We start from the raw sequence: 21,989 nt of genomic DNA, 5'->3' as shown, positions 1-21,989 counted from the left end.
ACTTTATGAGAGTTATTTGTACTTTTGACTAAGTAAGGTTTTGACTAAGTAAGGTTTTGTGTGCGCTGTCTTTACGCCTCTGCTTATCAACACTACCAGCGCCTACTTATGCAGCAATGGCTAATAACAGCACTTACTAACTAATGCTAAAGGTTATCATAACATGAGCACCAATTAGACGGCTATGGTTAATAATGACAGCGCGCAACACAGCCACAGGCTTCTAATTTTGATCGCTTAGTGCTTTAATGGTCAATAATGTGATGTTTATTAGTAGGTTATTTAGCTGATTTGCTACAATATGGCGGCATCAGTTTTGCCCTTAGCTATTTTGCTATATACTAATTTCATTCTCTATCACACAGCTTTATAGCTGTCATCTAATTTACGGATAATCGAATACAAGGATAAAGAGCTTGAGCGACTCTGAAAACATTGACCCTAGATATAGCAACAGATCTAATAGTGACAACGACAACAATCGACGCAGTACTGATAGCATCACTGACTTCGATGATTTTGTAGAAAATCTCGGCTATCGTTTTAGTGAGTCTTTTGGTAATGGTTGGGATAGCCTCACTCAAGTTATCAAAAACTTATATAACAAAACTACCGATAAGATAGAAGACGAAATATCCCTGCCCGTTCCAGAAAAATATGTCAACGATGCGCTACAAAAATTCGTCACTGATAATGTCAACGCCATTTTAGAGCTGCGTGTTGAGCTGCATGATAAATGGTTTCGACTATTCTGTACTATCAATGTCGCTGGTATCTATGTCGAAGTGGCGAGTAACTTTAAGTTAGTTCACGTGCAACTAGATCGTAATGTGCAGCGCTTTGTGTTTGGTCAACTGACCTTTACTGATGTGCTTAATCTACGCTGTGAGTCTTTTGTCAAGCGTCAAGGCATTAAGCTGGCCGTTTGGTTTTATCATAAAGTGCTAAAAAAAGACCCGTTAGGCGTTATCTTAACTTATATCAATATTGCTCGTGCTAAAGATGATATTATTTATCTAGATATTCATCGCTGGATGAAGAATAATGACAAAATCATGAGCACTCTGCATAAAGTTCAAGTGAATTATGGAGAATCTGAAGAAGAGCAGATGGTCCTAAAAGCACAAATCAACTATCGCGACTTATTAGGTGGTAGTAATGGCGAACATATTATTAGAGATGAAGATGAGCCGGAATTAATGAAAGGCCCGATCAATCCTATAGCTGATGCTACTGAGCCCAGTCAAGAGGCTTAACCCAAAAGGCTAAATGAGACGTCTAGACAATGCTTGGCAAGGTTGTCATTTATAGTCTATAAAAAGACTAATACTCAACACATCTAAGCCTTAGTCGTTAAAAAACCAAAAAGCCGCAACTGTCTTTATCAGCAAGACTATTGCGGCTTTTTGTTGACTGTCTTTGTTTATAGTAGAGGCGACAAGCATAACAGTGGCTAACAGCATAGTCATAGCTATCAACGTAATAATGGCTAGTTATCAAGAAATATTGCCGCGCTCTTACCAGTAATTCTCTACCGCTATATTACCCTCACCACGTCTATTCATCACCATACCTAAGCTTTTTAGCGTCTCTTTGGTATCTTCCACCATTTCAGGGTTGCCACATACCATAACATGAGCGCTGTCAATATCTAAGGCTATACCGGCCCGCTGTTGCAAGCTTTGATCCAACAATAACTTAGGCAGACGCTCACTTAAAGCATCGGTCATTGACTCACGAGTAACAATAGGAATGAAGATTAGCTTAGCGGGATTATCTACTAAGGAGCCAAAGTTGTGTTGCAGTTGCTCAATCTTCTCCACGTAGGCTAGCTCTTCTACAGTTCGCGCACTATAAGCTAGTACAATATGCTCATAGTCCTGCCAAGTTTGTAGGTCTTGCAGCATAGATAAAAACGGCGCTAGGCCAGTGCCAGTTGCTAATAGCCACAAGTCTTTAGGATGCGGTTTTTGGTAGCGAGCTAGGGTCAAGAAGCCAAAGGGCATAGTGTTCAGTAATAGCTCATCACCGACTTGTAGGTGCTGCAACTGCGAGGTAAAAGCCCCATCAGGAATGACGATTGAAAAAAACTCCAACACTTCATCAAAAGGTGACGAGACGATAGAATAAGCTCGAAACACCTCTTCATCGACAGCTTGTTCAGCTGCTGCTCGTGGCTGTTGATAATATTGTAACTGACTAGGATTAACCCCTAAGCGTACAAACTGTCCAGCTGTAAATTTGAAGCTATCCGGTCTGGTGACAGTAAAGCTAAATAAGTTAGGTGTCCAAGTGGTTTTACTAAGCACTGTTACGGTTTGAATATTATCACTCATAAGTAGTAGTCGCCCTTAGTTATTTATTTTATCATTCATTTATTGATAAATTAGTGGTTGGCTGCTCGTCATTCAAGCGCTTATCGAAACAGGCTTTATAGCACCTTTAAAATACAGTACCTTTAAAAAAATAATAACTTATTTAGACAATGGATAAGCCAAAAATAAAAAAGGCCAGCCTGCGCCAACCTTTATTAGTTATTAAAACCTAGCTGAGCTGTGCTTACCAAATACGAGCAAGCGTTGACCATTCAATCAAAGTACTTGGCAAGATACCAAAGAATACAATAACTACGGTCACTGCAATCACCATGATACCCCCTGTACGTACGCCCCAATGCCCTACTACATCGAACTCGATAAACTGCTTCGGACGTTTGAATAGGGTTAACATCACGCGCAAGTAATAGTACAGACCTATAGAGCTACCGATAATAATCATCGCTGCTAAGAACCATTGTGCGCCTTGCACGGCAGCAAATATAGCAAAGAACTTAGTAATAAAGCCAGCAGTCAGCGGTATACCTGCCAAGGATAACATCATAATAGTTATCACTGCAGTCAATACCGGTCGACGCCAGAATAGACCTTGATAATGGCTTAATTCGTCTGCTTCGCCAGTCATTCTAAACGGACTTGACATCAGGGTCACAGCCCCAAAAGCACCGATAGAAGTAAAGGCATAAATCGCCATATACATGGTGACGACCGAATCAGCCCCAGGGCCTATACTAACGATCACAATCAATACGTAACCCATATGAGCAATCGAAGAGTAACCCAATAGACGCTTGAGATTAGTCTGACGAACTGCTAATAAGTTACCGATTAGAATAGATAGGGTGGCCATCACCATAAGCAGCATTTGTACTGAAGGCAATACCAATAGCTTGGTATCTAATAAGAAGCGGATAGCCAACGCCATCATTGCCACTTTGGTCACTGAAGCCAAATAAGTTGCGACAGGCGCAGGGGCCCCTTCATAAACATCTGGTGTCCAGATATGAAAAGGTGCCGCAGATAGCTTAAAGGCAATGCCGAACATCATCAGCGCTGCACCTAGTATCAATAGTGGCGACTGATACATAGTGGCTAACTGTAAGCTAATAGGCTTAAAGCCTAGTGAGCCAACTTGCGCATAAATAAAGGCCATGCCCATCAACAATGTCGCTGATGCCGTCGCTGACAACACTAGATACTTAAGCCCTGATTCAAGCGAGCGACTACGCAAAAAGGTATAAGCCAACATGCCATATAACGGCACTGACAATAGCTCTAGGCTTACAAAGAATGAGGCCATATGCTGAGCACATACCATCAATAATGCGCCAGAAGTCGATAACAACATCAACAAATACAGCTCATCTTTATTGTCATGATAATTATCAAAATAAGCATATGATAAAGTACAGCATGCCAGCGCACAGATAAAGATAACTAGCATGTTGAACTGGGCAAAACCATCAATAGCAAATAATTGACTCGCCTCAAAAAGTGCCGGACCGCTGTCAATAATCCCAGTCATCTGACCTATTAAAGTGAATAGACCAACGTTAAGTCCTATTACTGTAATAGTACCAGCGATGACATGTGAGCGTTTAATAGTGATAGCGATCATCACTAGCAATACTGTAATTATCACCGCAACAATGGGCGCATAAGGCATCAGCCCCATCAAATCATTCATCGTAAATTCAGTCATGACTTAACGTGCCTCCGTTGCATCAAGTAATGGCGATGCATCTACTTGAGTTACTTCACTATAGATATAAGCATTATTAATCCACTGCATAGCGTGGCTCGAAGTATCCAATATTGGCTGCGGATATAGCCCGAGCCAAACTAGCCCAAAAGCCAGTATTAATAATAATGACACCTCACGTCGACCTAAGTCTCTTAGTCGGCGCTCAGGTAGGCCATGTGACTTAGTTTCGTGACTAGCGACTTCTTTAATATTATTAACACCAAATAGAGTGCGATACACTAGTAGTAATGAGTATAAACCCGCTAATACTAAGCTAAAGGTGGCAAAGACTACGAATACTGGATAGTCAGCAAATGAGCCGAATAAAATCATGAATTCGCCGACGAAGTTACCAGTACCAGGAATACCTAGCAAGGCGGCACAGAAGAACATCAGTAACGGAGCGTAGTAACGAAACTGACCCCACATACCGCCCATTACAGTGATGTCGCGAGTATGCAAACGCTCGTATAACTGTCCTGCCATAATAAAGAGCGCCGCTGAACTTAGACCATGCGCTAACATCTGTATCATCAACCCTTGCAGGCTGAGCAAACTACCGGCATAGATAGCTAGAACGATAAAGCCCATATGCGAGATACTAGTGTAAGCCAATAAGCGCTTCATATCGGTCTGCATAAAGGCCAACCACGCCCCATAGAAGATACCGATTGTTCCTAGAGTCATCGCTATAGGTGCAAACTCTTGGGAGGCTACCGGAAATAGAGGCAGCACAAAACGAATCAACCCGTAAGCGGCGGTCTTAATTAGTACCCCTGCCAAATCAACTGAACCGGCAGTAGGTGCCTGCGCATGCGCATCAGGTAACCAACCATGAAAAGGTATAATCGGTAGCTTGACGGCAAAACCAATAAAGAAGCACAACATAATGGGATATTCCCAGCCTCCCATAGGAGTGCCGAGTAAATCATTATAGTTAAAGCTAAATCTACCAGTATGTGCCTGACTAAATAGCACTAATAATAAGATACCAATCAGCATGATCAGCCCAGAGAGCTGAGTATAGATAAAGAACTTAGTGGCTGCCTGCTCTTTGGTCTTACCGCCCACTACATCATGACCCCAAATGGCAATCAAGAAATAGATAGGAACCAGCATCATCTCCCAAAAGAAGAAGAATAAGAACATATCAATGGCCATAAATACGCCAATGACGCCGCCTAAGCTCCACAATAGGTTTAAGTGGAAGAAGCCAACCCGACGTTGAATCTCGTTCCAAGAACAAGCAACGGCTGCGACCCCCAATAGTCCAGTCAAACCTACCATTAGCAAGGACATACCATCCATTGCTAAATGAAAGCTGATACCCAATCTAGGTATCCAAGGCACACTAAATTCAGCGAACCAAGGTATAGCAGCTTGCGGTGCGAGCACTTGCTTGCTCATACCACTAAAGTTGCCATACTGCCATAGCACTATAGATAAGCCAAAAGTCAGCAGCATGCCGATCAAGGCAATCCAGCGTGGCAAACGCTTATTGTAACGCTCTACCAACCAGCATAATAAACCGGCAATAAATGGAATTGCAATTAATGCTGGTAGCATCCATGTTTGTTGTAACTCTATCATCTTATACCACCGTCATCATTACCAGCACTAGCAATACAGCCATTCCCAAGCCGAAGCTTGCAGCATAACCTCGAAGTGACCCTGTCTGCGTCGCGGACAACACTTTATTACCCGCTGAAGCCAGCCTAGGTAATATTAACCAAGCTTTATCGACAGGATCGGACTTGAATAAACGACCGATGAGTAAAAAGGGTTTTACAAAAACTATATCGTATAGTGCATCAAAGCCCATACCGTGATAGCACCAGTAAAATAAGGCACCACCGATACTTGAACGCTTAAAGCTAGTGAGCAGACGACCTTTATTGACTACATATAATAATGCTGCCACTAGTAAACCTGCTACCATCGCCCCCATCGCTATAAATTCAGCGGTGTGCTTGCCATGTGCTTGACCGGCAACTTCTAATAAGTGACCAACGCTCTCTGGCAGTACGCCTTGTAGTGGTGGCACAATTAGCGCACCCACAGCAGTCGATAATACCAATAACACGCTAAGCGGTAGCCAATATGACATTCCTGCCAATTTGTGCGCATGGGTCTTCTCTTCGCCAAAGAATACTATCCAAATCATACGGAAAGTATAAATAGCAGTTAAGAAAGCACCGAACACGCCCATATAGAATAATACTTGATGGCCAGTAGCATAAGTTTCCCACAGGATAGCTTCTTTTGAATAAAAACCAACCGTTACCCAAGGAATCGCTGCTAAGGCACCACCACCAATCACATAACACCAAAATACTAATGGGATCTTCTTACGTAAGCCACCCATTTTAAAGATATTTTGCTCATGATGTACCGATAGGATGACTGCACCTGATGATAAAAACAGCAAGGCTTTAAAGAATGCATGAGCCATCAGATGAAAGATAGCCCCTTGCCAAGCACCAACGCCAAGCGCTAGGAACATATAACCAATCTGACTCATCGTCGAATAAGCTAAAATACGTTTTATATCCGTTTGTGCCAGCGCACAGAAACCAGCGACTACTAAGGTTAACGCCCCAACACCACCTACCCAATATAATAAAACCTCTGGGGTCAGTATGAATAATGGATGCATACGGGCGATTAAATAAACCCCTGCTGTTACCATCGTTGCTGCGTGAATCAACGCTGATACTGGCGTAGGACCTGCCATTGCATCAGCCAACCAAGTATGTAGCGGTAGTTGAGCGGATTTACCCATCGCTCCACCTACTAACATCATGGTAGTCAAAACCATAATAGGATTATTAATGTCGAACATATCTGGGGCGCGCGTAATGATCTCTTGAATATTGAGTGTACCAAATTCGCGGTACAGCAAGAATAAGCCAAAGGCCAAAAATACGTCGCCAACTCGGGTGACAGTAAAAGCTTTCATCGCTGCCCGACCATTGGCCCGATCATCGAAATAAAAGCCAATCAATAGGTAAGAGCAGATACCAACGCCTTCCCAACCGAGATATAACAATAATAAGTCGTCAGCTAGTACTAGCAATAACATACTGGCAACGAATAAATTCATATAACTAAAAAAGCGCGCGAAACCTGTATCGCCTTTCATATACCAAGCGGCAAACAGATGGATCAAAAAGCCAATGCCGGTAATAACCCCAAGCATAGTCAGCGCTAAGCCGTCAAAGCTAAGACCAAAAGTCGGCGCAAAATCACCAACTTGCATCCAAGTCCACATCGGTACAGTGACTACTGTACCTGCAGGATAAGTGGTCAAAAAGGTAAAGCTAACAAACAACGCACAAAGAGCTGATAGCGCCATGCTACCTACTCCAACGAGCGCTGCTGCTTGTTCAGTCAACCTGTCACGCATAAAGGCTAATATCAAAAAGCCAACGAGCGGGAATATAAAGGTTAATGGTAATAGACTCATGACATCATCCTTTCATCTCATTGGCGCTATCGACATCGAGATGTCCACGCTTATGATAAAACTGTAATAAGATTGCTAGCCCAATAGAGACTTCAGCTGCTGCGAGGGTTAATATAAAAATAAACATTATTTGTCCATCTGGATCAACCCAACGGCTGCCTGCAACTACAAATGCCAATGCGGCCGCATTCATCATGATCTCAAGACTCATCAGCATAAATAAGAAGTTACGCCTGACCATTACCCCGCAAAGACCAATAGAGAATAAAATTCCAGCTAATATAAGTCCATGGCTCATGGGGATCATACCCAAGACGTTTTGCACCTCGACAGTAGGCTGTACTAAGCCTACTACTTCATGGGCAAATGGCACAGCCGCTACTTCCGTTGCCACGCTTACTGCTTGTACCATCAGTCTAACTCCTTATGCAAGGCAGGCTTGGCTCGCTGCATACTCACTGACTTACCAACATAGTCATGCGGATCAACATCTTTATATTCATAAGGCTCAACTGTTGTCACAGCGTCAGTAACATCAGCCGAAGTATGACCATCGTATTCTTTAACACTACCTACGCTCGGCTGAGAGTCTAAGCTTTCATTACTGATGATCTCATCATCAATAGACTCTTTACCCAAGTGATAAGCAGCAACCAAAGCTGCTAACAGTAGTAAGGCGGCAATCTCAACCAATAGGATATATTTGCTAAATAATGCGGTACCTACTGCTTTGGCCGGAATACTAACACCGCCAATCATTGCTGCTGGATCAGAGTTACTACCTATCATCGCATAAAGAACCACAGCAATAATAAACGTCAGCCCTGTCGGCACTGCCCAAGTTTTGGCATCTAACCAGCGCTCTTCACGAGCATCATTAGCCATCCCTAAATTGAGCATCATAATCACAAACACGAATAAGATTAAGATAGCACCCGCATAGACCACGATTTCAAGCGCCCCAGCGAAGGATGCACCGATGATAAAAAATATCCCAGCAATAGCCATCAGGGTAACGATCATCGATAAAATAGCGTGTACTGGATTGGCCAGTATTACTACACGTAGACTGGCAAATATAGCCACCGCTGCTAACGCGTAAAACCCGACCAACTCAGGATTATTTAAAAAATTCATCATGGCAGCAAGCTCCTTAGATCAATAGGTGCTGCTTCGTTTTGTGCAGCGCCTTTTGGTTTATCTGCTACCGCCATACCGGACACCCGATAATAGTTATAATCAGGATACTTACCTGGCCCGGATATCAGCAAATGCTCTTTTTCATAAACTAAATCTTGACGAACATACTCAGCCATTTCAAAATCAGGGGTCATCTGAATAGCTGTAGTTGGACAAGCTTCTTCACAGAGTCCACAAAAGATACACCGTGAAAAGTTAATGCGGAAAAACTCTGGGTACCAGCGACCATCTTCACGCTCAGCTTTTTGTAGTGAGATACAGCCCACTGGACAAGCAACCGCACAAAGGTTACAGGCCACACAGCGCTCATCACCATCAGGATCACGAGACAAAATAATACGTCCGCGAAAACGTGGTGGTACAGGTACGGGTACTTCTGGATATAAGATGGTATCGCGTGGCCTAATGGCATGACTATTCACCATCCACATACTACGGATGATAGTATAAAAGCCAACGATGATCTTTTTTATGCTAGTAAACATGGGGTTATTATCCTTATCAGCTCTGCCCTAGCCGCTAATTAATACACTATCGGCGTTGGAAAAAAGATCAAAATTACTGCCGCAGTAACTAATAAATTAATTAAGGTTATGGGCAAACAGACCTTCCAGCCAAAATTCATTACCTGATCATAGCGTGGGCGCATGAGCGAGCCCCGTGCCAGAATAAACATGGTCATAAAGAATAGCGTTTTAATCATGAACCAAAAAGCTGGTGGAATAAATGGAATATCTAAATTAAAAGGGGCTAACCAACCACCGAAGAACAGACAAGTCATCAAGGCTGAAATGAGTACCACGTTGACATACTCACCAATAAAGAACATACCAAACTTCATACCTGAGTATTCAACATGATAGCCTTCGGCAAGCTCTTGCTCAGCTTCTGGTTGATCAAAAGGATGTCTATGGGTAACTGCCACGCCCGCTATAACAAAAGTTAAGAAGCCAAAGAACTGTGGGAAGATATACCAGCCATCACTCTGCGCTTCGACGATCATTCGCAAGTTAAAGGAGCCTGTTAACGCCACTACGCCCATCAATGATAAGCCTAAGAATACTTCGTAGCTGATGGTCTGTGCGGCTGAACGTAAGCCCCCTAATAATGAGAACTTATTCGCTGATGCCCAACCGCCGAACATTACTGCGTAAACGGCAAGACCTGCCATAGCAAAGAAGAATAAAATCCCGATATCCCAATCAGCAACCCCAAAGGTTGGCGATATAGGAATGATGGCAAATGACGCCAGTGCGGTAAACATCGCTACCGCTGGTGCCAAAGTGAACATAAACTTATCGGTAAAATTCGGCGTCCAGTCTTCTTTAAAGAAGATCTTGAGCATATCGGCAACTAACTGTAAGGAACCAAAAGGCCCTACACGGTTCGGACCATAACGATCCTGCCAAAGCGCCAGCATCCGACGCTCATAAACGATCATCAGAGCGGCAACAATAACCACCACTAAGAAAATAACTAATGACTGTATGACCAAAAATAGAATGGACCAGCTGTCAAAAGTCATTATACCAGCCAAAAAGCTTGGCACATCAGGGATAATACGAGTAAACGACATCTTACACTTCCTGTATGCTAGTTGGCGCTGCTAAATCTATGACATTTGCCATGTCACCTACGATAGTCATCACTTCTACTGGCGCGGCAACCTTACTTACCGATGCTGGTAGCGAAGGATGGATAATACTTACCTGCCCGACTGGATAGCCAATACAGCCCTCTGCTAAATAAGGCACTAGCTGCACAGGTAAAGTAATCTGTTGGTTATCAACTTCAATAGCCAAATAATCACCAGCGGTAATTTGCCAGTCCTGAGCATCCTCAATACCGATACGCCAAGTAGCGATAGGTAATTGTTCCGCTACTACTGGACTGCGTGAAGCCATCATAGAGCTGGCATAAATATTATAAATAGGCACTAATTTGGCGTGCCCTTGTTGAATATTAGTACTAGGTAAAGCGCTAGCTTCTGGAGCTATATACTGGCGTAGTGCCAAACGCTCGTTTTGATCAAATAAGCGTACACCGGGATCACCATTTTTAAGGCTACCCCCTACTTTATCTTGGTATTTATTCCAAGCTTGTGGTGAGTTCCAACCAGGAGTGTTAGCAAACGGAATCATCGAACTTGGCGTTTCAGTACCACTATAGCCTTCCATTGAGAAGGTTAAGCCCGTATCCAAATCTTTTGGTTGCATTGGCTCATGTACTGATAACGGTGCACGCATAGCAGTACGACCTGAATAGCGACGTGGCTCACGAGCAATTTTCAGACCAGTTATACGATAATCTGCATCGGGCGCCGCGCCTTTGATACCAGCAAGCTTAGGATGAGTGGCTATCAAAGCATTGATGACGTCGTCGAGCTGAGTCCAATCGACTGATTTACCTTGTAAGCTGCTATGTACTGCATGCAACCAACGCCAGCCTTCTTTAATGCTACTGAGCGGTTGATAATAATTGTTATCGTAAACTTGGAAGAAGCGTTGCGCACGGCCTTCGGCAGATACCAAAGTACCATCTGCTTCTGCAAAACTAGCCGCTGGTAAGACGATATCGACATGCTCATGCCAGTCCAATAACTGATGATCAAGGGCAATGACTGTCTTATTGCTTAATAATTGGCTAAGTTTTTGTGCATCAATAGCATCAGTCAGCTGATTTTCAGCAACTACTACTACTTCAAAATCAGAGGCTAGCAACTCTTCTACAGACTGCCCCCCTAGCATGCAGACCCCAATACTATTGGCATCAGGCACTGTTAGATAAATACCTGCTTGAGCGCTATAGCGAGTGTTTTGCTCTTTAAGCTCAAGCTTTTTAGCAGGTTGGCGCTCGAGATTATCTTCTGTCTCTTTGTTAGTGCCGCCTGCCGGCTTCGCCGGTTTAGCCGCTAGTTCTTGATCTTCAGTAGGCTGCGTGGTTTGTGCTTGTTGTTCAGCGGCCGCCACATTAGCTGCTTGTACTTTGGCATTATGATCATCAACTTGACTCTGCTCAGTAGCTTTAATCGCTGCACGTTTTTGACTCAGAGCTTGAGTGATTTGAGCAGCAGCTTCAATCATCGCTATAGATGACAAGCTAGTGCCCGCTACAACCAGCGGCTTATCAGCTTGAATTAAATCATAAGCAATTTGCTGCGCTAAGGCTTGCATCGGACTTACTTGCTGATTCGCTGCCTGTTCTGGAGCAATATCCGTGGTTTGCGGATCGATGATGTCCGCTAAATCGTTAGCTAACTTATCAATCTCATCGGCTACTTTAAAGCCAAGCGCAGTAATATCTTCTGGAGTGGCGACTACACTGACCTTACTGATATCGTCAAGTTTAGTTTCGCAGACATCCAAAACATAAATAGGACTGAGCGCCCCTTGAGCTATACGTTGTACAGGTTCAGCTAGCCAAGCTTGCGTTTTGGCAGCAGCAGCCATTTTTATCGCTTCATTCTTAGCAGCTTGACGAATAGACAAAGCAACTCGTGAAGACGTCTGAGTAATATCTTCGCCTAAAATCAGCACTGCATCATGACTTTCAATATCAGTCATTCCGGGGTTATAAACCCCTTCGGTACTGAGCACTTCAATACATTTATTAACTAACGCTTGCTGCTGATGATTGAGGCCAGTAGAGAAGTTATCAAAACCAACTAGATTTTTCAGCGCAAAGTTAGTCTCAAGGCTAGCGCGTGGCGAACCAATACCTATAACTTTTTTATTTTCTAGACGCTTGATAGTTTCATCCAAAGCGTAGTCAATATTTATTTTGACATGCTTGCCATTGATGCGCTCAAGCGCTTGCGTTGGACGGTCTTCGCGATTGACATAACCATAACCAAAACGGCCTCGGTCACATAAGAAATAGCGGTTTACTTCACCGTTATAGCGGTTTTCAATCCGGCGCAACTCGCCATAGCGTTCACCCGGTGAAATATTACAGCCTGCTGAGCAACCATGACAGATGCTTGGTGCATACTGCATATCCCATTTACGGTTGTAGCGTTCTGAGTGAGTCTTATCAGTGAACACCCCTGTTGGGCAAACCTCTGTTAAGTTACCCGAGAACTCGCTTTCAAATTGACCATCTTTATCACGACCAAAATAAACCCGATTATTAGAGCCATAAACGCCTAAATCTTCGCCACCAGCATAGTCTTTATAAAAGCGTACGCAACGATAGCAAGCGATACAACGATTCATCTCATGGGCAATAAAAGGCCCAAGCTCTTGGTTATGATGGGTACGTTTGGTAAAACGATAACGACGATGATTATGACCAGACATATAAGTCATATCTTGCAAATGACAGTGACCGCCCTCTTCACAAGTAGGACAATCATGCGGATGGTTAGTCATCAGTAGCTCGATCATTGACTTACGAAATGCTTTCGCTTCATCATCAGTGACTGAGATATACATATCATCGCTTGGGGCGACCATACAAGACATTACTAATCTACCGCGACCTGCTTCTAAATCTTCTTTGCTTTGAAATTGTTTGACCGCGCACTGACGGCAAGAGCCTACTGAGCCTAGAGCCGGATGATAACAAAAATAGGGCACATCTATACCTAGCGACAAGCACGCTTGTAGCAAGTTGTCCGCGCTATCTACTTCGACAGTGGTTCCATCAATATGTATGACTGCCATGCCGCTCTCCTTATTTCGCTACTAGCTGTTGACTATCTACAGCCTCAATGACCTGTGCACCGACCGCTTGTTCAATTTTTTGATCAAACTCAGGACGGAAATATTTGAGCGCACTCATAAGTGGCTCCATAGCACCCGGGGCATGAGCACAAAAAGTCTTGCCAAGCCATAAATCACGAGTTAATTCTTCTAGTTTTTCCACATCACCCAGCTGACCTTGGCCATCATTGATAGCAGTCAGCAGCTTGACACCCCAAGGTAGTCCATCGCGGCAAGGCGTACAAAAACCGCAAGACTCACGTTGGAAGAAGATCTCAAGATTGCGTAGCAAAGGCACCATATCTTGCTCTTCATCGACGACCATAATCAGTCCAGTTCCCATCCGACTACCAGCAGCCTGAATAGTATCAAAATCGACTACAGTATCTAAATGATCAGCGGTCAAGAAGTCAGTAGAAGCACCGCCTGGCAACCAAGCCTTAAGAGTGCGGCCTTCTTGCATACCACCGGCGAAGTCTTCAATAATTTCTCGAGCAGTATAGCCAAAGGGCAACTCCCATAGACCGGGATCATTAACTAACCCTGAGCAGCCAAACAACTTAGTGCCCGGAGTTTCGACTACCCCTTTAGCCTTCGGTAAATCCTGATACCACTCGCTACCATGTAACATAATGGCGGAAACGTTATGCAAAGTTTCGACGTTGTTGACTACGGTTGGACGACCCCATGCTCCAGCTACTTGCGGGAATGGTGGTTTAGTACGTGGATTAGCACGACGCCCTTCTAAAGAGTTGAGCAAAGCAGTCTCTTCGCCACAAATATAGCGTCCAGCACCAGTATGCACATGCAGATCAAAACTATAACCTGAGCCTAAAATATCATCGCCAAGTAAGTTATTGGCTTTAAGCTCTTCGACAGCAGCATTAAGACGCTCAGCTGCTAAGATATATTCACCGCGGATAAAGATATAGCCCGCCGTAGCTCCGATGGCATAAGCAGAAATGATCATACCTTCGATAAGCTGTAGTGGTAGGCGCTCCATCAGCAGTCGATCTTTAAAAGTACCCGGCTCCATCTCATCAGCATTACAAACCAAATAGCGGGGACCGCCATCAGGTGGCGCCATCAACGACCATTTGATACCCGCTGGAAACCCTGCACCACCACGGCCTTTGACTACCGCTTCTTTGATAGTCTTTAGCGTAGCTTCTGGCGTTTGATTTAGAGTCATTTTAAGCGCTTCAAAACCACGTAGTGATTCATAAGTCGCCAGATCTAATACCGCATCATGATGGGCTAAACGCCAAGTTAGCGGTCTAGTTTCACTAGTAGCAGTGGCTTTGTCACCATATATTGGGATACGCTGCTCATTGAGCTGGCTAGGTGCTTTACCTTGGCTACGAAGGGCAACTTGTTCTGCAACCGTTAATCTCATGCGTATAGCTCCAATAATTGCGCCACCTCAGTAGGATGAACTGGGCCATAAGTATCTTCATCTATCAATACCGCAGGACCTTTATCACAGTTACCTAAACAGCAAATTGGTAATATAGTGAAGCGTCCATCAGCAGTGGTTTGACCATAATCGATACCCAACTGCGCTCTAAGCTCAGTAGATAACGCTTCATAACCTGTTAAATAACAAGCAATGGAATCGCAAATTAAGATCACATGACGACCTACTGGCTGACGATAGATACGATTAAAAAAAGTAGCTACCCCATCGAGATCAGTCACTGGAATATCTAGCAAGTTAGCGATCGCATTCACTTGCGCATCATCGACCCAACCATTACGCTTTTGCACTATCTTCAATGAATCTAGAGAAGCTGCACGAGCATGTGGGTAATGATGAATAAAATCACCAATAGCGGTAATCTCTTCAGTGGTTAGGATGCTTTCTACATCTACCTTTGGTGCTTTATCAGTAACAATTCTCATATCTTTTGTCTTATCCTCACTCATCGCGCTATTTTCTATAAAATGTCATGATAGCTATGGCGTCTTACAAGTATAGCGTTTTGGTGCACCATTAGGTGGTAACTCATTGATTAAGCTTATTTTATAACTATTCTTTTATTACTAGTCTTTTATAACTTCCCTAACGATCACAGTCAGCCATTACGATGTCAATAGAAGCCAAATACATGATAGCATCGGATACTAACGAGCCGTTGATCACTGAAGGCATCTGCTGAATATGCGCAAACGTCGGAGTGCGAATACGAGTACGATAGCTCATAGTGGCGCGATCTGAAGTAATATAATAACTGTTTAAGCCTTTAGTAGCCTCAACGATAGTGGCACACTCACCAGCGGGCATCACTGGACCCCAAGATACTGAGATAAAGTGATTAATCAAAGTCTCAATATCATTTAGAGTACGATCTTTCGGTGGGGGTACGGCTAATGGATGATCGGCTTTATAAGGGCCTTGCGGCATATTATCCATACATTGACGAATAATACGCAAGGATTGACGCATCTCTTCAACTTTAATCATACAGCGATCATAAGCATCACCGTTATACCCTACTGGCACTTCAAAATCATAATTTTCATAGCCCATATAAGGACGGGCTTTACGTAAATCAAAATCGACACCAGTAGCACGAAGACCTGCGCCAGTCACACCCCAAGCTAAAGCTTGCTTAGCATCATATTGAGCCACACCTTGCGTACGACCTTTGAGCACACTATTATTCAGTGCTGCTTTTACGTACTCATCTAAACGTTTTGGCATCCAGTCCAAAAACTCACGGACTAAACGCTGCCAGCCACGCGGTAAATCTGCGGCAGTACCGCCAATACGGAACCAAGCCGGATGCATACGATAGCCTGTTACTGCTTCGATTACGTCATAAGCTTTTTGGCGATCGGTAAACATATAGAATACTGGGGTCATACCACCAGCATCTTGAATAAAAGTACCGACGAATAGTAGGTTGTTAGTGATACGGAAAAACTCACTCATCATTACCCGGATAGTTTCAGCACGTGCTGGAATGGTAATACCAGCTAACTTCTCCACTGACATAATATACGGCAGCTCATTCATCACCCCACCTAAGTAATCAATACGGTCGGTGTAAGGAATGTAAGAATGCCAAGTCTGACGCTCAGCCATCTTTTCTGCGCCGCGATGGTGATAACCAATATCCGGAATACAGTCAACAACTTCTTCACCATCGAGCTGAAGTACTAGTCTAAAGGCACCATGCGCTGAGGGATGGTTAGGACCGATGTTCAAGAACATAAAGTCTTCATCACGTCCCGAACGTTTCATGCCCCACTCTTCAGGAACGAAGCGCAAGTTCTCTTGCTCGTACTCTTGCTTGGCCGTATTTAGGAAGTAAGGAGTAAATTCAGTGGCGCGCGCATGATATTCTTTGCGCAGTGGATGACCTTCCCAATACTTAGGCAGTAAGATACGGGTTAAATGCGGATGGCCAGTAAAGACAATGCCGAACATGTCCCAAACTTCACGCTCATACCAATTGGCATTAGGCCAAATGTTAGTAGCGCTAGGCACATTTAAGTCATCTTCACTAAGGGCAACTTTAATCCTTACATCGCTATTACGCTCCAGCGACATCAGATGATAAAAAACCGTAAAGTCGCTAGCTGGCAGACCTTCACGATGTTGGCGCAAGCGCTCATCCATCGCTGATAAGTCGAACAACATGACATAAGGTTTTGGCAGCTTACGTAAGAATAATAAAATATCTAGTAAATCAGCACGTGCGACCCAGACTGTCGGGATCTCATCGATAGTCTGCTGCACTACAAACTTACCAGCATACTTGTGCCCTAGCTCTTGAATTACTGCAGGTACAGGCTTGATCTTAGGATCTATATTTTCGACTACCGTGACCATGAATGATGTTTTCCTTCATTAATCATAACTGAGTTATTATCACTAAATGATGATAAGCGCCTGCGCCTGTTTATCGTTAACGGCCCAACAAGCCAAGCTATTAAGTTAAATACTGTCTGGACTACGTAGATTTTTTACTGCAATACGATCCGCTTGTTTGCGGTCACGCTCAGACGTCATTTGTGGCTGATAAATGCCTTGATCTTTCATATGAATACCTAAAGGGCGACGCTCTTTAGTAATCGATTCTTGTAATAGCATCAAGCCTTGGATCAAGGCTTCTGGACGCGGTGGACAACCAGGTATATAGACATCTACCGGAATAATCTTATCCACGCCTTGGACTACTGAATAGATATCGTACATACCACCAGAGTTAGCACAAGCGCCCATAGAGATGACCCATTTAGGCTCTAGCATTTGCTCATAAAGGCGTTGAATAACTGGTGCCATTTTGATAAAACAAGTGCCCGCTACGATCATGACATCAGCTTGTCTTGGTGAGGCACGAATAACTTCTGCACCAAAGCGCGATAAATCGTGGACGGCAGTCAAAGTAGTAGCATATTCAACATAACAGCATGAAGTACCGAAGTTAAAAGGCCACAACGAGTTCTTACGCCCCCAGTTAGCCGTCGAATGAACTAAATCTTCTAGACGACCCATAAAGACGTTTTTATTAACTTCATCTTCGAGAGGATCACCGACCGTTTCCCGAGTCTCTGCAGGATAAATATCTGCATCAGGATTGGCTCTGGTTAAGGTATATTTCATAACATTCAACCTTTATATTGGGTGCAGCATAGCGTTGAGGTTGCCAGCAAGCTAATCATATTATTGTTGCAAATATGACCTTCATAACTAACTATCGATTGAACCACCTACCTGTTATATACTGCAGAATTTATCATCTAAACTCTTGCTTTAATAGGCAATCTAATCGCAAATATAGTTATTCTAAAAACTGAGATTAACTACTTATAACAAGCAGTATGCTAAGGACTGATACTAAGTATTTTCACGCTGAGCAGACGCAGCAAAATCCACAGAAGTAATATTACCTGTGGTATTAATATGGTCGATGCTTTGTAGATGGCGACGATTAGCTTCAATGTTATTTGATACATTGATCTGTCCTGAAGACTGTGCTGGTATTTTACCCGTAGGGTCAACCATCAGTTCTTCAACCCCATCAAACTTGGTAATGCTCGCTAGATTAAAGCCAGCAGGCGCGGCATAAAGACGAGATTTTTTGCGCAGTTTATCAGCAGGTGCCCAGTTTAGTGCGCCCAAACTCAAGGCATAGACTAAACCAATCAACAGATCAATAATAAAAGTCGAAGCCGCAATAAAACCGGCCCACCCTGTTTCTCGAATTGAGACGGCGTAAGCATATAAATACAAGGCTTCTAAATCGAAGATAACAAAGAAGATAGCTACTAAATAAAATTTAGCAGACAAGCGAATACGGGCATTGCCAGCTCCGACAACGCCTGCTTCAAATACATGTTCTTTTTGCAGACCATGAGACCGCCCACCTAGCAAACGCGGGACGACTAGCATGAATATAACCAGACCGATAGCGGCTAGAATAAAAGCAACGGCTGACCAATTAAAGGCAGACATGATAATACGTGCTCCTCACCCAAGCGAGTGTTAGGTATAACGCAAACTAGTACTCAATAACAACATAGTTATACGATAACCATAACGCAAACGAATATGCAAAGTGCGACTAATACCTTATTTATAATATTAAAATAAGCTATAAAACACTTTGCTGGTAACGGCCAATTATCAAGGTTATCGACGTTAGCATCAGATAGGACCAACTGTAAAGATATCCGACATAGTCAAGGATAAGGGCTGGTCATCAAAAACATCTACTAAACGCCTTGAATAAACTTAGTAAATCAATATCTCTATTGCTAATTAAATAACAACTTATTTAATTGATTTAATAACTCATTACAAAGGGTCAATAATGGTGTGACAACTGGCATAAACGGTTTACCTACTATACGCATATTAGTGCCCAAAAGCCAGTTTTTCACTGTATCAGGCGGTCACTTTATATGCTACAAAATATGTATCTACAGCGATAAATTATGCTATAGGGTACGCCCTATTTAAATTTTTGCAAGGCCTTAATTTTACTATAAACTTAACTTTAAGCCCAATTGTAAAACACACCTCAATCAGCATGGCAATGACTGTAAAAATTAAAAGATTAATTCAAATAAAAACAGGCTATTACACTCGATTAAGAGCAATACCATTAAGTGCGCAATGCTGCCCAATCAGTTGTGTTGCAGATCAATAATTAGCTAACAAAATATTTATAACTGATTATGATAGTCATTTAGCTACCGCAAATCTGAGTTTATACCTGCTTATAGCGGTAGCAAACAGGCAAAAAGACAGGCCGAATAATCGACCTGTCTTTTTATATCATTAATAGATCAGCCATCAGCTATGAGTTACTGATTACTGATTACTGATTACTGATTAATAATATCAACACCTTTTGGTGGAGTAAATTTAAACTGGCTGCTGTTGATACTTGGATTCAGCTTAATATTACTAAATTTGATGGAGGTAGTCTGACCTAAAGTATCATTCAGTACCATCATTACAGGTTTACCACCACTAAAGCTCATCGACAGAGTCTTAAAGCTGGCATCACCAGACTTCGGATAGAGTACGTAGTAGTTCTTATTGTTATAAGGCTGAGTGACTTTAAAGCTTTTGTCAATCTTGCTTGGATCTCCAGATAGTAACAATGCTGGAGTATTACCCACTTGACTATCGACCGCTTGCTTAGTCGCTTGCTCTAAGTCTTTGTCATAAATCCACATCGAACTACCATTAGCGACGATCAATTGCTGAGAAGGTGATTTAGTCTCCCAACGAAAATTATTTGGACGCTGGACACTCATACTACCTTGAAAAGATCCGCTACTTGCGCCTTTGGTAGTTTGACTGAAGTTAGCCGTCATACTCTTAGTATTAGTCAATAAGGCATTTAAACGTTTGGCAGCAGTCAAGTTATCAGCAGGAGCTGCATTAGCAGATTGGGTCAAGGCCACCATAGGCGCTGCAACCCCAAGGCTAGTTAAAAGCACCCCAGCTAAAGCACCGCTCATCAGTTTTTGTTTTACCGTAGTGCTGTTAGTAGTGCTAGTAGTATTGTTAGTAAATAAAGTCATGATTTTTCCTCTCATTATGAATTTCAATATAAATTAATTCAGTCATTAAATAGTACAGTCGATTGCTATGATCAAGGGTGTTTATTATTGGTGCTTATCACACTGTATTGGGCAGTATCATAGTAGAACATTTAATAGCTTCTGATCGATGAGGGACAGTGTGCCAGCTTTTTTATTACACGGCTAGGCTAGAATTGCAATCAATACTACGCCTGCCATACACGCTTGTAACTAACACAACTGACTATAATTGCTGATAGCGTTTACTGCTCTTAATAAGTTTTTGTACTATGGTAAGGCTAAGATTAATGGGTAAAACTTAGTCTTAGCCTTCTTGATCTTAGCCTTATTGTATGAATGCAAAAAGTCCCTATCACCAATTGGTAACAGGGACTTTTTTTATTCACTACAGCGATTTATGGACTTGATATATCAAGCCTATAGCTCAGTAGCAAAACGCTAACTAGGCGCTTTCAACCATCACATAACGACGGTTAAACTTACCTTTAGTTGCAAACTTCACTACACCGTCATTCAGTGCAAATAAAGTATGGTCGCGGCCCATGCCAACGCCTTCACCAGCATGGAATTCTGTTCCACGTTGACGAACGATGATGTTACCAGCGACGATGGTTTGACCACCAAAGATTTTTACGCCGAGCATTTTTGGGTTTGAATCACGACCGTTACGTGACGAGCCGGCAGCTTTTTTATGTGCCATGAGAAAATCTCCTTGTTAATGTGACTTATCGCTTATGCGACAACTCTTAAGCTTTTATTGCGTTATTAATTATCAGTAAGTAACTGATAATAGCTAATTAAGCATTAATCGCTTTGATTTTTAACAAGGTGTACCATTGGCGGTGACCTTGCTCTTTGTGATAATGCTTACGACGGTTGTGCTTGATGATACGGATTTTTTCGCCGCGACCATGTTCAATCACTTCCACTTCTACGCTAGCGCCTTCAACGACTGGCTGACCGATTTTGACAGTATCACCATCAACAACCATCAACACGTCTTCAAATTTGATTGTTTCGCCAGTTTCTGCTTTTAGCAGTTCAACTTTTAGCAACTCATCGACGACTACACGGTGCTGTTTACCACCAGTTTTGATTACTGCGTACATAGTCTAACTCCGCTTAACCCGTGTGCCGTGGCTGATATTATACCAACGCTTCGACGACGAACACGACAGGGAAAAATTAAAGGCATGATTTTACGGCTTTTTCACCGTAAAAGCAAGTTTCTTGTCACAGCTTTTACTAGCTAGTACTAAGCCCAATCACCCTATTGCAAATTCAGCAAAAGACTAGCTTAGCCGTAGCCCTATAACTGCGTCTAACGGCAGTCATTATAGCTTATCCATTCAATAACTTACAATATTGCTTTAACGCTGTTTTTATATAACATCGACTTAACATCGACTAGGGCCAATAGCCATTCACATTAGCGCAAAAAAAATTATTATACGCCCATAACTTAGCGGTTA

The 21,989-nt window shown here is 42.9% G+C and carries 18 protein-coding genes; 1 reads left to right on the top strand and 17 read right to left on the bottom strand.

The window, feature by feature from the left end; translation table 11 throughout:
- The first annotated feature begins 416 nt into the window (after nt 1-416).
- Nucleotides 417-1,256, top strand: a complete 840-nt coding sequence (locus JMY09_RS08750) for a hypothetical protein (protein ID WP_227677249.1) — start codon at nt 417-419, stop codon at nt 1,254-1,256.
- A gap of 261 nt (nt 1,257-1,517) precedes the next feature.
- Here the strand turns inward: JMY09_RS08750 and JMY09_RS08745 are convergent, their stop codons facing one another.
- The 17 genes from JMY09_RS08745 to rplU form a co-directional block, all read right to left on the bottom strand.
- On the bottom strand, nt 1,518-2,336 hold the full coding sequence (locus tag JMY09_RS08745; RefSeq protein WP_201623207.1) for a ferredoxin--NADP reductase: 819 nt from the start codon (nt 2,334-2,336) through the stop codon (nt 1,518-1,520).
- 223 nt (nt 2,337-2,559) lie between these two features.
- Nucleotides 2,560-4,038: an NADH-quinone oxidoreductase subunit N gene (locus JMY09_RS08740; protein WP_201623206.1), complete on the bottom strand. Its 1,479-nt coding sequence runs from the start codon at nt 4,036-4,038 to the stop codon at nt 2,560-2,562.
- Between the two features lie 3 nt (nt 4,039-4,041).
- Entirely contained in the window at nt 4,042-5,670 is a 1,629-nt protein-coding gene (gene nuoM / locus JMY09_RS08735; RefSeq protein ID WP_201623205.1) for an NADH-quinone oxidoreductase subunit M, read from the bottom strand.
- Nucleotide 5,671: 1 nt separating this feature from the next.
- Nucleotides 5,672-7,546: an NADH-quinone oxidoreductase subunit L gene (gene nuoL, locus JMY09_RS08730; RefSeq protein WP_201623204.1), complete on the bottom strand. Its 1,875-nt coding sequence runs from the start codon at nt 7,544-7,546 to the stop codon at nt 5,672-5,674.
- Between the two features lie 4 nt (nt 7,547-7,550).
- Nucleotides 7,551-7,859, bottom strand: a complete 309-nt coding sequence (gene nuoK / locus JMY09_RS08725; protein ID WP_201623248.1) for an NADH-quinone oxidoreductase subunit NuoK — start codon at nt 7,857-7,859, stop codon at nt 7,551-7,553.
- A gap of 98 nt (nt 7,860-7,957) precedes the next feature.
- Nucleotides 7,958-8,686 (bottom strand): NADH-quinone oxidoreductase subunit J, encoded by a 729-nt coding sequence (gene nuoJ, locus JMY09_RS08720; RefSeq protein ID WP_201623203.1) that lies wholly within the window; start codon nt 8,684-8,686, stop codon nt 7,958-7,960.
- Entirely contained in the window at nt 8,683-9,231 is a 549-nt protein-coding gene (gene nuoI / locus JMY09_RS08715; protein WP_227677248.1) for an NADH-quinone oxidoreductase subunit NuoI, read from the bottom strand. Before nuoI ends, nuoJ begins: the two co-directional genes overlap by 4 nt.
- A 38-nt stretch (nt 9,232-9,269) precedes the next feature.
- A complete protein-coding gene (gene nuoH, locus JMY09_RS08710; protein ID WP_373416589.1) occupies nt 9,270-10,271 on the bottom strand; it encodes an NADH-quinone oxidoreductase subunit NuoH in 1,002 nt (333 codons plus the stop codon).
- Nucleotides 10,272-10,323: 52 nt separating this feature from the next.
- The gene (nuoG, locus tag JMY09_RS08705; RefSeq protein WP_201623201.1) at nt 10,324-13,410 is read right to left on the bottom strand and encodes an NADH-quinone oxidoreductase subunit NuoG; all 3,087 of its coding nucleotides are present in this window, start codon (nt 13,408-13,410) and stop codon (nt 10,324-10,326) included.
- Nucleotides 13,411-13,420: 10 nt separating this feature from the next.
- Nucleotides 13,421-14,845 (bottom strand): NADH-quinone oxidoreductase subunit NuoF, encoded by a 1,425-nt coding sequence (gene nuoF / locus JMY09_RS08700; protein ID WP_201623200.1) that lies wholly within the window; start codon nt 14,843-14,845, stop codon nt 13,421-13,423.
- A complete protein-coding gene (nuoE, locus tag JMY09_RS08695) occupies nt 14,842-15,351 on the bottom strand; it encodes an NADH-quinone oxidoreductase subunit NuoE (RefSeq protein WP_201623199.1) in 510 nt (169 codons plus the stop codon). The genes nuoF and nuoE overlap by 4 nt, the downstream gene beginning before the upstream one ends.
- A gap of 160 nt (nt 15,352-15,511) precedes the next feature.
- Nucleotides 15,512-17,287, bottom strand: coding sequence for an NADH-quinone oxidoreductase subunit C/D (gene nuoC, locus JMY09_RS08690; RefSeq protein WP_201623198.1), 1,776 nt, complete (start codon nt 17,285-17,287; stop codon nt 15,512-15,514).
- A gap of 105 nt (nt 17,288-17,392) precedes the next feature.
- Complete coding sequence (locus JMY09_RS08685) at nt 17,393-18,061, bottom strand: NuoB/complex I 20 kDa subunit family protein (RefSeq protein ID WP_201623197.1); 669 nt, start codon at nt 18,059-18,061, stop codon at nt 17,393-17,395.
- Between the two features lie 234 nt (nt 18,062-18,295).
- Nucleotides 18,296-18,913: an NADH-quinone oxidoreductase subunit A gene (gene ndhC / locus JMY09_RS08680; protein ID WP_201623196.1), complete on the bottom strand. Its 618-nt coding sequence runs from the start codon at nt 18,911-18,913 to the stop codon at nt 18,296-18,298.
- 875 nt (nt 18,914-19,788) lie between these two features.
- Nucleotides 19,789-20,496, bottom strand: coding sequence for an outer membrane lipoprotein chaperone LolA (gene lolA / locus JMY09_RS08675; protein WP_201623195.1), 708 nt, complete (start codon nt 20,494-20,496; stop codon nt 19,789-19,791).
- Nucleotides 20,497-20,959: 463 nt separating this feature from the next.
- Nucleotides 20,960-21,217 (bottom strand): 50S ribosomal protein L27, encoded by a 258-nt coding sequence (gene rpmA, locus JMY09_RS08670; protein ID WP_193011160.1) that lies wholly within the window; start codon nt 21,215-21,217, stop codon nt 20,960-20,962.
- Between the two features lie 97 nt (nt 21,218-21,314).
- The gene (rplU, locus tag JMY09_RS08665) at nt 21,315-21,626 is read right to left on the bottom strand and encodes a 50S ribosomal protein L21 (RefSeq protein WP_201623194.1); all 312 of its coding nucleotides are present in this window, start codon (nt 21,624-21,626) and stop codon (nt 21,315-21,317) included.
- Nucleotides 21,627-21,989: the final 363 nt, after the last annotated feature.

Source organism: Psychrobacter urativorans (assembly GCF_904846695.1).
Lineage (GTDB): Bacteria > Pseudomonadota > Gammaproteobacteria > Pseudomonadales > Moraxellaceae > Psychrobacter > Psychrobacter urativorans.
Note: the sequence above shows the minus strand (reverse complement) of the source record. Positions and strands in the feature narration are given on the sequence as shown.

Bases quoted from the DNA above. Each gene is read 5' to 3' on its own strand.
- JMY09_RS08745 (WP_201623207.1), bottom strand. From the start codon at position 2,336: ATGAGTGATAATATTCAAACCGTAACAGTGCTTAGTAAAACCACTTGG.
- JMY09_RS08740 (WP_201623206.1), bottom strand. From the start codon at position 4,038: ATGACTGAATTTACGATGAATGATTTGATGGGGCTGATGCCTTATGCG.
- nuoM (WP_201623205.1), bottom strand. From the start codon at position 5,670: ATGATAGAGTTACAACAAACATGGATGCTACCAGCATTAATTGCAATT.
- nuoL (WP_201623204.1), bottom strand. From the start codon at position 7,546: ATGAGTCTATTACCATTAACCTTTATATTCCCGCTCGTTGGCTTTTTG.
- nuoJ (WP_201623203.1), bottom strand. From the start codon at position 8,686: ATGATGAATTTTTTAAATAATCCTGAGTTGGTCGGGTTTTACGCGTTA.
- nuoI (WP_227677248.1), bottom strand. From the start codon at position 9,231: ATGTTTACTAGCATAAAAAAGATCATCGTTGGCTTTTATACTATCATC.
- nuoH (WP_373416589.1), bottom strand. From the start codon at position 10,271: ATGACTTTTGACAGCTGGTCCATTCTATTTTTGGTCATACAGTCATTA.
- nuoG (WP_201623201.1), bottom strand. From the start codon at position 13,410: ATGGCAGTCATACATATTGATGGAACCACTGTCGAAGTAGATAGCGCG.
- nuoF (WP_201623200.1), bottom strand. From the start codon at position 14,845: ATGAGATTAACGGTTGCAGAACAAGTTGCCCTTCGTAGCCAAGGTAAA.
- nuoE (WP_201623199.1), bottom strand. From the start codon at position 15,351: ATGAGAATTGTTACTGATAAAGCACCAAAGGTAGATGTAGAAAGCATC.
- nuoC (WP_201623198.1), bottom strand. From the start codon at position 17,287: ATGGTCACGGTAGTCGAAAATATAGATCCTAAGATCAAGCCTGTACCT.
- JMY09_RS08685 (WP_201623197.1), bottom strand. From the start codon at position 18,061: ATGAAATATACCTTAACCAGAGCCAATCCTGATGCAGATATTTATCCT.
- ndhC (WP_201623196.1), bottom strand. From the start codon at position 18,913: ATGTCTGCCTTTAATTGGTCAGCCGTTGCTTTTATTCTAGCCGCTATC.
- lolA (WP_201623195.1), bottom strand. From the start codon at position 20,496: ATGACTTTATTTACTAACAATACTACTAGCACTACTAACAGCACTACG.
- rpmA (WP_193011160.1), bottom strand. From the start codon at position 21,217: ATGGCACATAAAAAAGCTGCCGGCTCGTCACGTAACGGTCGTGATTCA.
- rplU (WP_201623194.1), bottom strand. From the start codon at position 21,626: ATGTACGCAGTAATCAAAACTGGTGGTAAACAGCACCGTGTAGTCGTC.